This is a genomic window from Citricoccus sp. CH26A, from assembly GCF_000224415.1.
Taxonomy (GTDB): Bacteria; Actinomycetota; Actinomycetes; order Actinomycetales; family Micrococcaceae; genus Citricoccus.
Window position 1 is genome coordinate 206,254 of sequence record NZ_AFXQ01000002.1, and the last position, 13,418, is coordinate 219,671.

The window sequence follows — 13,418 nt, forward strand, 5'->3', positions numbered from 1 at the left end:
CCCCGTGGGCCCGGCCCGGGCACACGGCGGGACGGTCAGTCGACCGCGTCGGTGCGTCCGGGTGCCGCGGTCCCGGTGGCCGGGGGGCCGGCCTCGGCGGGGGTGCGTGCCGAGGCCGCCGGTGCGGCGTCCTCGGAGTCCCGCCCGGTGCGGTGCCTGGCCGGGGTGTCCCGGGTGTGGATGACGGGCACCTGCCCCGTGAGCCGCTCGCGGTCGTGGGCGAACTGCGGGTCCGCGTCCAGCTCCTCGGTGAAGACCCAGAACCGGTAGGCGAAGAACCGGAAGATGGTCCCGAGGATCAGGCCGACCACGCTGCCGGCGATGAAGATGCCGGTGGTGGAGGTGACGCCCAGCCAGTACTGCGCGACGAAGACGCAGGCGGCGGCGATCCCCATGCCGATCACGTTCATGATGGCGAACAGCACGAACTCGCGCATCACGTTGCTCTGCCGGCGGTGCCGGAAGGTCCAGAAGCGGTTCGCCGCGTAGGAGAAGACCGTGGCCACCACGCTGGCCACGACCTTGGACTTGACGTTGCTGCCCTCCATCGGGCCGGCCATCAGCCAGAGGAAGACCACGGAGTCCACCACGAAGGCAGCGGCGCCGACAGCCCCGAACTTGGCGACCTCTCGCCACAGCATGGCGACCAGGGCCACGAGACGTTGCCACAGGTTGCTGAACATGGGCGTGGGCAGACTCCTTCGGTGGGTGAGGCCGGACGGGTCCTGAGCAGGACGGTCGCGGCTCCGCCGGACGGGCCAGGACGCGTCCCGCCGGAAATGTACCTGCCGAGTGTAGAACGCTTTCCTGCCGGTTTCCTGACAAGTCCGGCAACCGGGCGGTTCCGTCGACGAGGCCCGGGCCGCGGTGGGTACCCTTGGTCCGTGAGTTTTCCTGTGATCGGTGTTGTGGGCGGCGGACAGCTGGCCCGGATGATGGCTCCTGCCGCCACGGCCCTGGGCGTGCGCCTGAGGGTCCTGGCCGAGGGGGGTGACGTCTCGGCCACGACCGCCGCAGAGTGCGTCGTGGGCGACTACCGCGACCTGGAGACGCTGCGTGACTTCGCCGCCTCCGTGGACGTGGTGACGTTCGACCACGAGCACGTGCCGGCCGAGCACCTCAGGGCGCTGGAGGCCGCCGGGGTGAACCTGCAGCCGGGTCCGGACGCCCTCCAGCACGCCCAGGACAAGCTGTTGATGCGGCAGGCCTGTGACCGGCTTGGGCTGCCCAACCCGGCCTGGGCAGCGGTGACCACCGTCGACGAGCTCATCGGGTTCGCGCGCCGTGTCGAGTTCCCGGTGGTGCTCAAGACCCCGCGGGGCGGGTACGACGGCAAGGGCGTGCGCGTCGTGGCCTCCGTCGAGGACGCCGAGGACTGCCGTGACTGGTTCGGGCTCGGCTTCGAGGCCCTGCTCGTCGAGGACCTGGTGGAGTTCTCCCGGGAGCTCTCGGCACAGGTGGCCCGCACGCCCTCGGGGACCACGGCGTCCTATCCCGTCGTGGAGTCCATCCAGACCGACGGGATCTGCGACGTCGTCACCGCACCGGCACCGGGGATCGACCCCCGTACCGCCCAGGCCGCCGAGGAGGCGGCCGTCACCCTGGCCGAGGGGCTCGGCGTGACCGGCATGCTGGCGGTCGAGCTGTTCGAGACCCCGGGGGTCGGTCCGGGATTCATGGTCAACGAGCTGGCGATGCGCCCGCACAACTCCGGCCACTGGACCATGGACGGGGCCGTCACCGGCCAGTTCGAACAGCACGTCCGGGCGGTGCTGGACCTGCCCCTGGGCGCCACGGACACCCTCGGGGCCTACACCGTGATGAAGAACTACCTCGGCGGCGCCAACGAGGACCTGTACTCGGCCTTCCCCGCCGCCATGGCCGCCCACCCGGAGGCGAAGATCCATGCCTACGGCAAGTCCGTCCGCCCGGGCCGCAAGATCGGGCACGTGAACGTCGTCGCCCCCCTGGCGGAGGACCTCGTCGCGGCCCGCGAGGCCGCCGAGAGCGCCGCCGCGATCATCCGCGACGGCCACCGCGCCCAGAACGAGCCGCGCACCGCGGCCGCCGACGACCTCCAGGAGCAGTCATGACCGGCACCCCGCACGCCCCGTCCCCGGCCCGGGTGGCCGTGGTCATGGGATCGGACTCGGACTGGCCGGTCATGCAGGCCGCCGCCGAGGCCCTGGAGGAATTCGGCATCCCGTACGAGGCCGACGTCGTCTCCGCCCACCGCATGCCGCACGAGATGGTGGCCTTCGGGACCGAGGCCCACGAGCGCGGGATCCGGGTGGTCATCGCCGGCGCGGGCGGCGCCGCCCACCTTCCCGGGATGATCGCCTCCACCACGCCGCTGCCGGTCATCGGCGTCCCGGTGCCGTTGAAGACGCTGGACGGGATGGACTCGCTGCTGTCCATCGTGCAGATGCCCGCCGGGGTCCCGGTGGCCACCGTGTCCATCGGCGGTGCCCGGAACGCCGGGCTGCTGGCGGCCCGCATCCTCGCCGCCGGCACGGATGAGGAGGCGGTCCGGCTGCGCGGGCAGTTGGTCCGTTTCGCGGACGAGCTCAGGGAGACCGCCGCCGCCAAGGGTGGCCGGCTTCGTGAGTCGCTGGCCGGCCGGCCGGGTTACCACCAGCCCGCGTCACCCGCCGACCGCTCATGACCCGGCCGGCAGGCACGGGACACCCGGACCGGGCAGTGAAGGCCACCGGGCCATGACCTCCCACGCGCAGCCCCAGGGCACCACCCGCGCGGCGGCCGGCGGTGGGGATCCCGTCCGCGCCCCGGAGACCGGCACGGTCCCGCAGCGCACCAAGCGGGCCTGGATCCTGCTGGCCCTGACGCTGTTCGTGCCCGGTGGTGCCCAGGTGGTGGCCGGCGACCGGCGTCTCGGCCGGGCCGCGCTGCGGGTGACCCTGACGGTGTGGGCACTGGCCGTCGTCGCGCTGGTCCTGTTCTTCGTCAACCGGGACCTGCTGATCCGGATCGGCGCCAACACCTGGGTCCTATTGGGGTGCATCGTGGCGCTGGCCGTCCTGGCCATCGGCTGGGCGGTGCTCTGGGTGGACACGTTCCGGCTGGTCCGGCTCCGGCTCGTCGCCCCGGGCATGCGGCCGCTCATCGCGTTCGCCTCGGTCCTGCTGCTGCTGGTGACCTCCGGGGCCCTGGGCTACGGCGCGTGGGCGGTGAACGCCGGGCGCAGCACCCTCACCTCGATCTTCCCGCCCGGACAGGCCATCGAGCCGGTGGACGGGCGCTACAACGTCCTGCTGATGGGCGGGGACGCGGGCGAGGGACGGATCGGCCTGCGCCCCGACTCCATCCACGTCGCCTCCGTGAACGCCGAGACCGGCAGGACGATCATCTTCTCCATCCCGCGCAACTTCCAGAACGCCCGGTTCACCGAGGACTCCCCGCTCTGGTCCGCCTACCCGGAGGGCTTCTCCTGTGGGGACGAGTGCATCCTCAACGCTCTCTACGTGGACGTGATGCAGAGCCACCAGGACCTGTACCCGGGCGCACAGGACCCGGGCGCCGAGGCCATGAAGGACGCCGCCGGGGGCATCCTGGGGCTCGAGGTCCAGGCCTACGCCATGGTGGACATGGCCGGCTTCGCCCAGCTGATCGACGCCATGGGCGGGGTCACGGTGACCTCCGGCGGCTGGACCACCTACCGCGGGCAGCGTCCGGACGGGCAGTGGGGCAACGCCTGGTGGGGGCCGGGGACCTACACCTTCAACGGCGAACAGGCCCTGGCGTTCGCCCGCTCCCGGCACTTCTCCACCGACTACTCCCGGATCCGCCGCCAGCAGTGCATCCAGTCGGCCATGCTGGCCCAGTTCAATCCGCAGACCCTGATCCCGCGCTTCCAGGGCATCCTGGAGGCCGGCGAGCAGATCGTGGAGACCGACCTGCCGGGCCAGCAGCTGGGTACCTTCGTGTCCCTCGCCTCGAGCGGCCGGTCCCAGTCCACGGGCCGGCTGACCATCGGCGCCCCGGACTTCGGGGACCAGGGCGACCGGTTCACCACGTTCCCCGACTTCGACCTGATCCACCAGCGCGTGGGGAAGATGCTCTCCGAGGACGGGACGCCGCAGGCCGCCGGCGCAGCGCCCGCCCCGTTCCTGTTCGTGGACGCCGCCGCCGGGATCCTGACGGCCGGAACGGGCAACATCGACTCGCCGGGTGCGGACAGCGACAACCCCGAGGACTGGCCCGCCCCGCCGCCGCAGCCCGATGGCGACCCGATCACCGAGGACTGGCTGATGTACCTCGAGGACACCGGGCAGACCGGCCTGCTGGAGGAGGCGGCGAAGACCAACCACCTCTGCGTGGCCGGCCGCGGCTAACCGGCCCGGGCACTGCGGCGCCGGTCAGGCCCCGGCGGTGGCGAGCCGGTGCCTGCGGGTCACGTCAGCGACGATGTGCTCGGCGATCGCCAGGGACGAGGTGGCCCCGGGAGAGGGGGCGTTGCGCACCAGGGTGGTCTGGCCGATGCCCTCGATGACGAAGTCGTCGATCAGGGTGCCGTCCCGGTCCATCGCCTGGGCTCGGATACCGCGGGTCAGGGGGGTGGACACCGCTCCTGCCAGGGACGGCACGTACCGGACCGCTCCGGCGAGGAACCTGGTCCGGGACACCACCGCCCCCAGCTCGTGGACGGTCGCCCGGACGTTGCGGCCGGCGAACCTCCAGAATCCGGGGGTGGTGGCCACGTCCAGGGTGTCCCGCAGGCCCACGCGGCGTCCGGAGTAGTTCTCGCGCCCGAGGGACAGGAAGGCATTGGGCCCGACGAGCATCTCGCCGTCGACGCGCTTGGTCAGGTGGACCCCCAGGAACGGATAGGCGGGATCCGGCACGGGGTAGACCAACCCGTTCAGCACGCTGCGGTGTTCCGCGGCCAGCCGGGAGTACTGGCCGAAGAACGGGACGATCCTCGGATAGGCGGAACCACCGGCCAGGGCGGCGATCCGGTCCGACTGGAGTCCCGCGCAGGCGATGACGATGTCGAAGGACCCGCTGCCCTCCGGCGTGGTGACCACGCAGCGGTCCTCGAGGTTGGCCAGCCCGGTGACCTGCGCTCCCAGGTGGACCGCTCCCCCGGCCGCGCGCACGTCGTCGAGGAGGGCCCGCGTCACGGCCGCGTAGTCGGTGATGGCCGTCTGCGGGGAGTGCAGGGCCAGGCGCCCGACGGCGTGGGGCTCGATCTCACGGATCCCGTCCGGCCCGACCAGCTGGACGCCGGGCACGCCGTTGGCGACCGCCCTGCCGTGGATGGCGCGCAGCCGCTCCTCCTCGTCCTCGCGCAATGCCACGACGAGCTTCCCGCACTCCTCGTACGGCAGCCCCCGGTCCCGGGCGTAGTCACGGAGCAGGGTCGTCCCCCGGCGGCACAACCGGGCCTTGAGGCTTCCGGGCTGGTAGTAGAGACCGGCGTGGACCACCCCGGAGTTGTGGCCGGTCTGGTGCGCGGCCGCCTCGCCCTCCTTGTCGAGGACGGTGACGGAGTCGTCCGGGAAGCGCCGGGTCAGCTCCCTGGCGACGGCGGCGCCGATGATGCCGGCACCGATGACGGCGAAGGTGGTCATGGACGCAGGATACCCAGCGCCCCCACCGGGGGCGTCCCGGTGAACGGAGCGTGTCCGGTGGATAGGCTGGCACCATGTTCCTGTTGCGCAATGCCATCCGTGACTATGCCTGGGGGTCCGCGACCCTGTTGGCCGAGCTGCAGGGACGTACCCCCTCGGGCCGCCCGGAGGCCGAGCTGTGGATGGGCGCCCACCCCGGGGCCCCCTCCGGCGCCGTGCCCGCCGCGGACCCCTCGGCCACCCCGGTCCCCCTGGACGAACTGATCGCCCGCCACCCGCAGGCCCTGCTCGGGGCAGCCGCCCGGTTCGGCCGGCTGCCCTACCTGGTGAAGCTGCTCGCGGCCGGCCGGCCGCTGTCCATCCAGGCCCATCCCACCCTGGACCAGGCCCGTGCCGGTTTCGCCGCCGAACAGGCCGCCGGGGTCCCGATCACCGCGGCGCACCGCAACTACCGCGATGACAACCACAAGCCGGAGATGCTGGTCGCGCTGACCCCGTTCACCGCCCTGTGCGGCTTCCGCTCCCCCGAGGACGCCGCGCGGTCCTTCGACCGGCTCGCCGGGGCCCTGGCCGAGCACTTCGAGGGCGCCGACGCCGGCCCCGGCACCGCGGCCGCGGCCCTGGCCGCCACGCTGCACGCCGGCGACCTGGCCTCGGCCTTCTCCACCCTGCTGGACCCCGAGGGGGGCTGGGCCGCCGGCGCCTGGGTCCAGGACGTCGTGGCCGCCCTGCGCCGGGCCCCGCGCGTGCTGGAGGAGGACCTGAACCTGTCCACCGCCGTCGGGATCTGTGAGCACTACCCCGGCGATGCCGGGGTGATGGTCTCCGTGCTGCTGAACCGGGTGGACCTGGCCCCGGGACAGGCCATCCACCTGCCGGCCGGCAACGTGCACGCCTACCTGCACGGGCTCGGCGTGGAGGTGATGGCGACCTCGGACAACGTGCTGCGCGGAGGACTGACGCCCAAGCACGTGGACGTGGACGAGCTGCGCCGGGTGGTGCGCTTCGAGGCGCTGCCGGTGCCCTACTGCACCCCGCACGCCGACGGCGCCGGCCGCCTGGTCTTCCGCCCGCCCTTCGAGGAGTTCCAGCTCGAGCGCCTGGACCTGCCCGCGGCCACCGGACGGACCCTGACCGCCAACGGACCCGTCATCGCGGTCTGCACCGCCGGGACCGTGCGCATCGACTCCGGTGGCGACAGCGCCGTGCTCACCCCCGGGCAGTCCGTGTTCCTCGGCGCGGCCGAGGACCCCGCCGTGGTGCGGCCCGGCGACCGGGACGCGGCCCGGGACGGGGCCGGGACGGGAGACGGGGCGGCGGTCACGCCGGGAACCCTGTTCGCGGTCACCCTCCCCTAGGCTCCCCGGCCGCTGTCTCGGCCCGCCGGCCGGACCGGCCCCGAGACGACGACCGGCGGCCGGATTCGTCCCCCGGACACGGGGTTGCCCGTCCAGGACGGGGCGAATCCGACCGCCGGTCGAACGCGAGGGTCAGCGCCGGGACGGGGAGACCTCCGTGTCGATCCACTTCTCCCACTTGCGGGCCTGGTGCTCGGCCTCCACGATGCGCACGGTGCCGGACTTCGAGCGCATGACCATGGACTGCGTCACCACGCGGTCGTTGTAGTAGCGCACGCCACGCAGCAGGTCGCCGTCGGTGATGCCGGTCGCGGCGAAGTAGCAGTTGTCCGACTTCACCAGGTCATCCGTGGTGAGCACGGCGTCGAGGTCGTGCCCGGCGTCGAGGGCCTTCTGGCGCTCCTCGTCGTCCTTCGGGGCCAGCCGGCCCTGGATGACCCCGCCGACGGCCTTGATGGCGCACGCGGTGATGATGCCCTCGGGGGTGCCGCCGATGCCCAGCAGCATGTCCACGTCGGTGCCGTGGCGGGCGGCGGCGATGCCGCCGGCCACGTCCCCGTCCATGATGAACTTCACGCGGGCCCCGGCGGCGCGGATCTCCTCGACGAGCTTCTCGTGGCGCGGGCGCTCCAGCACGCACACGTTGAGCTGGCTGACGGGCTTGTTCAGGGCCTTGGACACCAGGTGGATGTTCTGCTTGATGGGCAGGCGCAGGTCGACGAAGTCGGCGGCCTCGGGACCCACGACCATCTTGTCCATGTAGAACACCGCGGACGGGTCGAACATCGCACCGCGCTCGGCGACCGCGAACACGGACAGCGCGTTCGGGTAGCCCAGGGCGGTCAGGCGGGTGCCGTCGATGGGGTCCACGGCGACGTCGACCTCGGGGCCCGTGCCGTCACCGACGTGCTCGCCGTTGAAGAGCATGGGCGCCTCGTCCTTCTCGCCCTCGCCGATGACGACCACGCCGTTCATCCGGACCGTGTCCATGAAGGCGCGCATGGCGTCCACGGCGGCGCCGTCGGCGGTGTTCTTGTCCCCGTAGCCGACCCAGTGGCCGGCGGCGATGGCTGCCGCCTCGGTGACCCGCACCAGCTCGAGCGCGAGGTTGCGGTCCGGTTCCGTCCCGGACACCGCAAGGTTGCGGTTCAGCATGTTGTAGTCAGCGTGCTGTTCTGCCGGCTTCTGGGCCGTGACCCTCTGGGCCGGAACCTCGTTGTTCGCGGACTGGTCAGTGCTCACCGTGTGTCTCCGTCTGCAGGGTACGTCTTGCGGACTCATCCTAGTGTCCGGCGCGGTGGCAGAATGGACCGGTGACCTCCCCCGAGCCAGAGACCGCCGCCGCCAAGCCACGCCTGACCCAGAAGCAGGTGAAGCGGGCCGGCCAGTCCGCCCGTGCCATGGTGGTCAGCGTGCTGGCCACGCTGGGGATCGCGTTGCTGGTGGTGCTGCTCAATCCCGGGTCCACGGAGCAGACGTACGACCGGGACGTCGATGTCCGGGCCGCCGCCGAACAGGCCACGGCGACCGCCGGCTTCACCGCCGCCGCGCCGGGCCTGCCCGAGGGCTGGACGGCCAATTTCGCCCGCTGGAACGGTGCCGGCGCCGACCGGGTGGAGTTCTGGGAGGCCGGTTACCTCACGCCGGAGGAGGAGTTCGCCGGTTTCAAGCAGACGGCCCAGGCGAACCCCACCTGGGTCTCCCAGCAGATCCGCAACGCGCCGCTGACCGGCTCGCGCACCGTGGACGGCACCTCGTGGGACCTGCACGAGCCCGCGGACGGGGACGCGTACCTGGTGACCGAACTGGACGGCACCACGATCATCGTCACGGGTTCGGGTGAGTTGTCCGACATGGATACGCTGGCCGGAGCCATCCAGCAGGACCTCGAGGAGGACGCAGCATGACACTGACCCCCACCCGCGCCTATGAACTGATGCGCGAGGGCAACGAGCGTTTCGTCTCCGGCACGTCCCGGCACCCGAACCAGGACGCGGCCCGCCGGACCTCCCTGGCGAGCGGGCAGGACCCGATCGCCGTGCTCTTCGGCTGCTCCGACTCCCGGCTGGCCGCGGAGATCATCTTCGACCTGGGCCTGGGCGACCTGTTCGTCATCCGCACCGCGGGGCAGGTGATCGATGACGCCGTGCTGGGGTCCCTGGAATTCAGCATCGACGAGCTCAACACCCCCCTGATCGTGGTCCTGGGCCATGACAGCTGCGGCGCCGTGACCGGTGCCGTCGAGTCCTACACCAGCGGCGAGATGCCCGCCGGGTTCCAGCGCTCCCTCGTGGAGCGCATCATGCCCTCCGTCTTCGCCGCCCGCCGCCAGGGGGTCGAGGACGTGAACGGCACCGTGGCCGAGCACACCGTGCAGACCTGCCAGCGGCTGGTGGAGTCCTCGATGTCCGTGGCCCGGGCCGTGGAGCAGGGCCGCACCGCGATCGTGGGCCTGACCTACTCCCTGGCCGAGGGCACCGCCAACGAGGTCAAGGTCATCGGCGACCTCGAGCCCGCCGAGGGCGCCGCCGGCTGAGCCCGTCCCCCCATGCGTCCCGGGGGCCTCAGCCGCGGATGAGGTGCAGCGAACGGGCCACGGTCACCGCCTCGGTGCGGTTGCCGACCCCGAGCTTCTGGAACACGTGGTTCAGGTGGGTCTTCACGGTGACCTGGGAGATGAACAGCCCGGCCGCGGGATCTGCGGGCAGCGGCCCGGGAGGCACTGGCCGCCGTCGGGGTGATGGACCTGCTCCGGGACCTGGCCCGGGAGCGGTCCCTGGCCACCGTGGTGGTGATCCATGACCTGGAGTTCGTCCCCGTGGCGGACCGGGCGGTCACCCTGCGTGATGGGCGGCTGGCCGATCACGCGACGGTCTAAAGTGGGGAACCATGACCGATCAGTCTTCTCAGCACTCTTCCGAACAGCAGTTCCGCATCGAGCACGACACCATGGGCGAGGTCAAGGTCCCCGTCAATGCCCTGTACCGTGCCCAGACCCAGCGGGCCGTGGAGAACTTCCCGATCTCCGGCAAGACCCTCGAGCCGGCGCACATCCACGCCCTGGCCCAGGTCAAGAAGGCCGCGGCGAAGGCCAACGCGGAGCTCGGCGTCATCTCCGAGGAGCGCCGGGACGCCATCGTCGCCGCCGCGGACGAGGTGATCTCCGGCCGGCACGACCACCACTACCCGATCGACGTCTTCCAGACCGGTTCCGGCACCTCCTCGAACATGAACACCAACGAGGTGCTCGCGAACCTGGCCACGCAGGCGCTGAAGTCCGCCGGTTCGGACACCGAGGTCCACCCGAACGACCACGTCAACGCCTCCCAGTCCTCCAACGACGTCTTCCCGACCTCGGTGCACGTCGCCGTCACCGGCGCCCTGATCAACGACCTCAAGCCCGCCCTGGAGCACCTCGCGGCGTCCCTGGAGCGCAAGGCCCAGGCCTTCGAGGGCATCGTCAAGGCCGGCCGCACCCACCTGATGGACGCCACCCCGGTCACCCTGGGCCAGGAGTTCGGCGGCTACGCCGCCCAGGTCCGCTACGGCATCGAGCGCATCGACGCCTCCCTGCCCCGCGTGGCCGAGGTCCCCCTGGGCGGCACCGCCGTGGGCACCGGTATCAACACCCCGAAGGGCTTCTCCGCCCGCGTGATCGAACTGCTCGCCGAGGAGACCGGCCTCCCGATCACCGAGGCCCGCAACCACTTCGAGGCCCAGGCCAACCGCGACGGCCTGGTCGAGGCCTCGGGCCAGCTGCGCAACATCGCGTACTCGTTCATGAAGATCAACAACGACCTGCGCTGGATGGGCTCCGGGCCGAACACCGGCCTGGGCGAGATCGCCATCCCTGACCTGCAGCCGGGTTCCTCGATCATGCCGGGCAAGGTCAACCCGGTGATCTGCGAAGCCGCCATCATGGTCTGTGCGCAGGTGATCGGCAACGACACCACCGTGTCCCTGTCCTCCACCAACGGCGCCTTCGAGCTCAACGTCGGCATCCCGGTGATGGCCGCCAACCTGCTCGAGTCCATCCGCCTGCTGGCCAACACCTCCCGCGTGATGGCGGACAAGATGATCGACGGCATCGAGGCCAACGAGGAGCGCTGCAGCTTCCTGGCCGGGGCCTCCCCGTCCATCGTCACCCCGCTGAACAAGGTCATCGGCTACGAGGCCGCCGCCAAGATCGCCAAGCACTCCGTGGCGGAGAAGATGACCGTTCGCGAGGCCGTCGTCGACCTCGGCTACGTGGAGCGCGGCGAGGTCACCGAGGAGCAGCTGGACACGGCCCTGGACACCATGTCCATGACCCACCCGGCCTGATCCTGCTGGCCCGCCCGGAGGCCCGGTTCCCCGCCCGTCAGGGCAGGAACCGGGCCTCCGGCGTCTCCTCCAGCGCCCAGCCCAGGGCGCGGGCGTGCAACGGGGGCAGGTCCGGGAGCGCGCCGAGCCGGAACCAGCCGACGTCGGTGTTCTCCTCGTCGCCCACCCGCGCCTCGCCCGAGACGTAGTCCATCAGCATCACCACGTCCAGGTACTGGGCGCGGTCCCCGTTCGGGTACGTCACCTCGGTGGTGGTCCCGACGCCGGCCAGGCGCCGCGGCGCGCACCGCACCCCGGTCTCCTCCAGGGTCTCCCGCACGGCGGTGGCCGCCGGCTCCTCACCGGGCTCGATGATCCCGGCCGGCAGCGTCCACCGGCCGTTGTCCGCGCGCTTGACCAGGAGCACCTCGCGCTCGTCCTCGGCCGGCCCGGCTCCCCGGGCTCCCCCGCGGGCGGCCGGGCGCAGCACCACGGCCTTGCAGCCGGGCAGCCACAGGGAGTCGCGGCCGATCTTCTCGCGCAGGGCCAGGATGAACTCGGGAGTGGGCATGGACCCACGCTACAACCCGGGCGCGGGACGGGATCCGGTCACCCCAGCAGGGCGGCGGCGGTGCCGGCCAGCATGGCCGGACCGAACGGCAGGTAGGTGGACCCGGTGGCCCGCCGGGCCAGGACGAGGACCAGGGCCACCAGGCCCCCCACGACGAAGGCGACCACGATCGCCCCGAGCAGGTGGTCCCAACCCAGCCACCCGGCGTACAGGCCGAGTGCGCCGCCGAGCTTGACGTCGCCCATGCCCATGCCAGTCCGGCTGAGCAGGTGCAGGACCAGCATGAGCGCGAGGTAGACGGCACCACCCCCGAGCATGCCCCAGAACCGGGTCCACCCGGTGTCGCTGGCCAGGCACCCCAGGCCCAGGATGACCCCGCCGCCAGCGGCCAGCAACCCGGTCCACTGGTTGGGCAACCGGTGCTCGCGCAGGTCCGTCGCGGTGAGCACGACCGCGCACACCGCGAACAGTGCCAGCGCCGCCACCGCACAGGCCACCAGCAACCAATTCCCGTCCCGGGCCGCCTCGGCCAGTACATTCGGCATGGACCCCAGCCTAGGACCCCCGGCAACGACCCCGGGCCGGACGCACCGGCGCTGTGGACAGCACCGTCAGGCCGTGGCCGCCACCGCCTAGACTGGGCCCATGCCCGGCCCCCTGGACCGCCCCAGCACCAGCCCCTCCCCCGTGACGACCTATCGGTCCTGGCCGGAGTGGGTCCAGCGGACGGTCCCCGTGGCCGTCCTGGTGGCGCTGATGTGGGTCCTGGAGTTCATCGACCTGTTCGCCGGCGGCCGGCTCAACCAGTTCGGCATCCAGCCGCTGGAACCCGGTGGCATGAGCGGCATCCTCTTCGCCCCCCTGTTGCACTCCGGGTTCGGGCACCTGATCTCGAACACCGTCCCGCTGCTGGTCCTGGGCGTCATGATCGCGTGGATCACGCACCGGTGGTGGCTGATCACGGCGGGCATTTGGCTGCTCGGCGGACTGTTCACCTGGGTGATCGGCGGGATCGGCACCAACCACATCGGCGCCTCACTCGTGGTCTACGGCTACGCGGCCTTCCTGGTCACCTACGGCGTCCTGTCCCGACGGCTCTCGGCGGTCCTGGGCGCCGTGGTCACGGTCCTGCTCTACGGCGGCTTCGTGTGGGGCTTCCTGCCCCTCAATCCGCGCGTCTCCTGGGAGGGCCACCTGGCCGGTGCGGCGGCGGGCGTGGTGGTGGCCTTCGCGGACACCCGTCAGGCCCGCCGGGACCTGCGGCAGCGGCGCGCCCTGCAGGAGCTGTGACGACCGGATCACGCCCGGCAAATCCTGCCCGAAGGTCGCTGGTGCCAACTTCTCCCAAGTGGTAGTCATAAGCGCCGGTGGCAGGTATGCTGAAACCGCTTCCATCCGTGTGATACCGACTCAGTAATAAGTGCACCGACGGAAGCCTCCGGCTCCATGGCCTCTCATCCCGTTTCACGGGGCCATGGTCAGCGGTGGATTCGCCCCGGTTCCCCCATCCCCCCTCCGCGGGGACCGGCCCGATCCGCCAGGGGGCCGCTGCACCTCGTGCAGCGGCCCCTCTTTCTTTCGCCCGTCCGGTGTGCC

Annotated in this window: 15 protein-coding genes; 9 read left to right on the top strand and 6 right to left on the bottom strand. The window is 71.8% G+C overall.

What is annotated here, in order from left to right; genetic code table 11:
• Positions 1 to 35: 35 nt before the first annotated feature.
• A complete protein-coding gene (locus tag CITRI_RS15950) occupies positions 36 to 683 on the bottom strand; it encodes a GtrA family protein (RefSeq protein ID WP_010142927.1) in 648 nt (215 codons plus the stop codon).
• Positions 684 to 884: 201 nt separating this feature from the next.
• Here CITRI_RS15950 and CITRI_RS15955 point away from each other — a divergent pair, with 201 nt between their 5' ends.
• From CITRI_RS15955 to CITRI_RS0102190, 3 genes are read left to right on the top strand one after another with little or no spacing between them, the layout of a single operon-like run.
• A complete protein-coding gene (locus CITRI_RS15955) occupies positions 885 to 2,093 on the top strand; it encodes a 5-(carboxyamino)imidazole ribonucleotide synthase (RefSeq protein ID WP_050813551.1) in 1,209 nt (402 codons plus the stop codon).
• The gene (gene purE, locus CITRI_RS0102185) at positions 2,090 to 2,665 is read left to right on the top strand and encodes a 5-(carboxyamino)imidazole ribonucleotide mutase (protein ID WP_010142929.1); all 576 of its coding nucleotides are present in this window, start codon (positions 2,090 to 2,092) and stop codon (positions 2,663 to 2,665) included. The genes CITRI_RS15955 and purE overlap by 4 nt, the downstream gene beginning before the upstream one ends.
• 52 nt (positions 2,666 to 2,717) lie before the next feature.
• The gene (locus CITRI_RS0102190) at positions 2,718 to 4,352 is read left to right on the top strand and encodes an LCP family protein (RefSeq protein ID WP_010142930.1); all 1,635 of its coding nucleotides are present in this window, start codon (positions 2,718 to 2,720) and stop codon (positions 4,350 to 4,352) included.
• A 24-nt stretch (positions 4,353 to 4,376) separates the two neighbouring features.
• On the opposite strand, the gene lhgO is transcribed toward CITRI_RS0102190, so the two are convergent.
• Complete coding sequence (lhgO, locus tag CITRI_RS0102195; RefSeq protein WP_010142931.1) at positions 4,377 to 5,591, bottom strand: L-2-hydroxyglutarate oxidase; 1,215 nt, start codon at positions 5,589 to 5,591, stop codon at positions 4,377 to 4,379.
• 74 nt (positions 5,592 to 5,665) lie between these two features.
• Between lhgO and manA the strand changes: the two genes are divergently transcribed.
• Positions 5,666 to 6,949, top strand: a complete 1,284-nt coding sequence (gene manA, locus CITRI_RS0102200; protein ID WP_010142932.1) for a mannose-6-phosphate isomerase, class I — start codon at positions 5,666 to 5,668, stop codon at positions 6,947 to 6,949.
• Positions 6,950 to 7,081: 132 nt separating this feature from the next.
• On the opposite strand, the gene glpX is transcribed toward manA, so the two are convergent.
• Positions 7,082 to 8,104, bottom strand: a complete 1,023-nt coding sequence (glpX, locus tag CITRI_RS0102205) for a class II fructose-bisphosphatase (RefSeq protein WP_029138971.1) — start codon at positions 8,102 to 8,104, stop codon at positions 7,082 to 7,084.
• Positions 8,105 to 8,262: 158 nt separating this feature from the next.
• Here glpX and CITRI_RS15960 point away from each other — a divergent pair, with 158 nt between their 5' ends.
• On the top strand, positions 8,263 to 8,856 hold the full coding sequence (locus tag CITRI_RS15960) for a DUF4245 domain-containing protein (RefSeq protein WP_010142935.1): 594 nt from the start codon (positions 8,263 to 8,265) through the stop codon (positions 8,854 to 8,856).
• Complete coding sequence (locus tag CITRI_RS0102215) at positions 8,853 to 9,485, top strand: carbonic anhydrase (protein ID WP_010142936.1); 633 nt, start codon at positions 8,853 to 8,855, stop codon at positions 9,483 to 9,485. The genes CITRI_RS15960 and CITRI_RS0102215 overlap by 4 nt, the downstream gene beginning before the upstream one ends.
• Before the next feature lie 28 nt (positions 9,486 to 9,513).
• Here CITRI_RS0102215 and CITRI_RS18770 read toward each other — a convergent pair whose 3' ends face one another.
• On the bottom strand, positions 9,514 to 9,672 hold the full coding sequence (locus tag CITRI_RS18770; RefSeq protein ID WP_010142937.1) for a LuxR C-terminal-related transcriptional regulator: 159 nt from the start codon (positions 9,670 to 9,672) through the stop codon (positions 9,514 to 9,516).
• A gap of 17 nt (positions 9,673 to 9,689) precedes the next feature.
• Between CITRI_RS18770 and CITRI_RS19550 the strand changes: the two genes are divergently transcribed.
• Positions 9,690 to 9,827, top strand: a complete 138-nt coding sequence (locus CITRI_RS19550) for a hypothetical protein (protein ID WP_010142938.1) — start codon at positions 9,690 to 9,692, stop codon at positions 9,825 to 9,827.
• Between the two features lie 11 nt (positions 9,828 to 9,838).
• Complete coding sequence (locus CITRI_RS0102230) at positions 9,839 to 11,272, top strand: class II fumarate hydratase (protein WP_010142939.1); 1,434 nt, start codon at positions 9,839 to 9,841, stop codon at positions 11,270 to 11,272.
• A gap of 37 nt (positions 11,273 to 11,309) precedes the next feature.
• Here CITRI_RS0102230 and CITRI_RS0102235 read toward each other — a convergent pair whose 3' ends face one another.
• Complete coding sequence (locus tag CITRI_RS0102235; protein ID WP_010142940.1) at positions 11,310 to 11,822, bottom strand: NUDIX domain-containing protein; 513 nt, start codon at positions 11,820 to 11,822, stop codon at positions 11,310 to 11,312.
• A gap of 38 nt (positions 11,823 to 11,860) precedes the next feature.
• Complete coding sequence (locus CITRI_RS0102240) at positions 11,861 to 12,367, bottom strand: A24 family peptidase (RefSeq protein ID WP_040385340.1); 507 nt, start codon at positions 12,365 to 12,367, stop codon at positions 11,861 to 11,863.
• A gap of 100 nt (positions 12,368 to 12,467) precedes the next feature.
• On the opposite strand from CITRI_RS0102240, the gene CITRI_RS0102245 reads away from it, so the two are divergent.
• Positions 12,468 to 13,112 carry a rhomboid family intramembrane serine protease gene (locus CITRI_RS0102245; protein WP_010142942.1) on the top strand — a complete coding sequence of 215 codons (645 nt, stop codon included), beginning with the start codon at positions 12,468 to 12,470 and terminating at the stop codon, positions 13,110 to 13,112.
• The last annotated feature ends 306 nt before the right edge of the window (positions 13,113 to 13,418 follow it).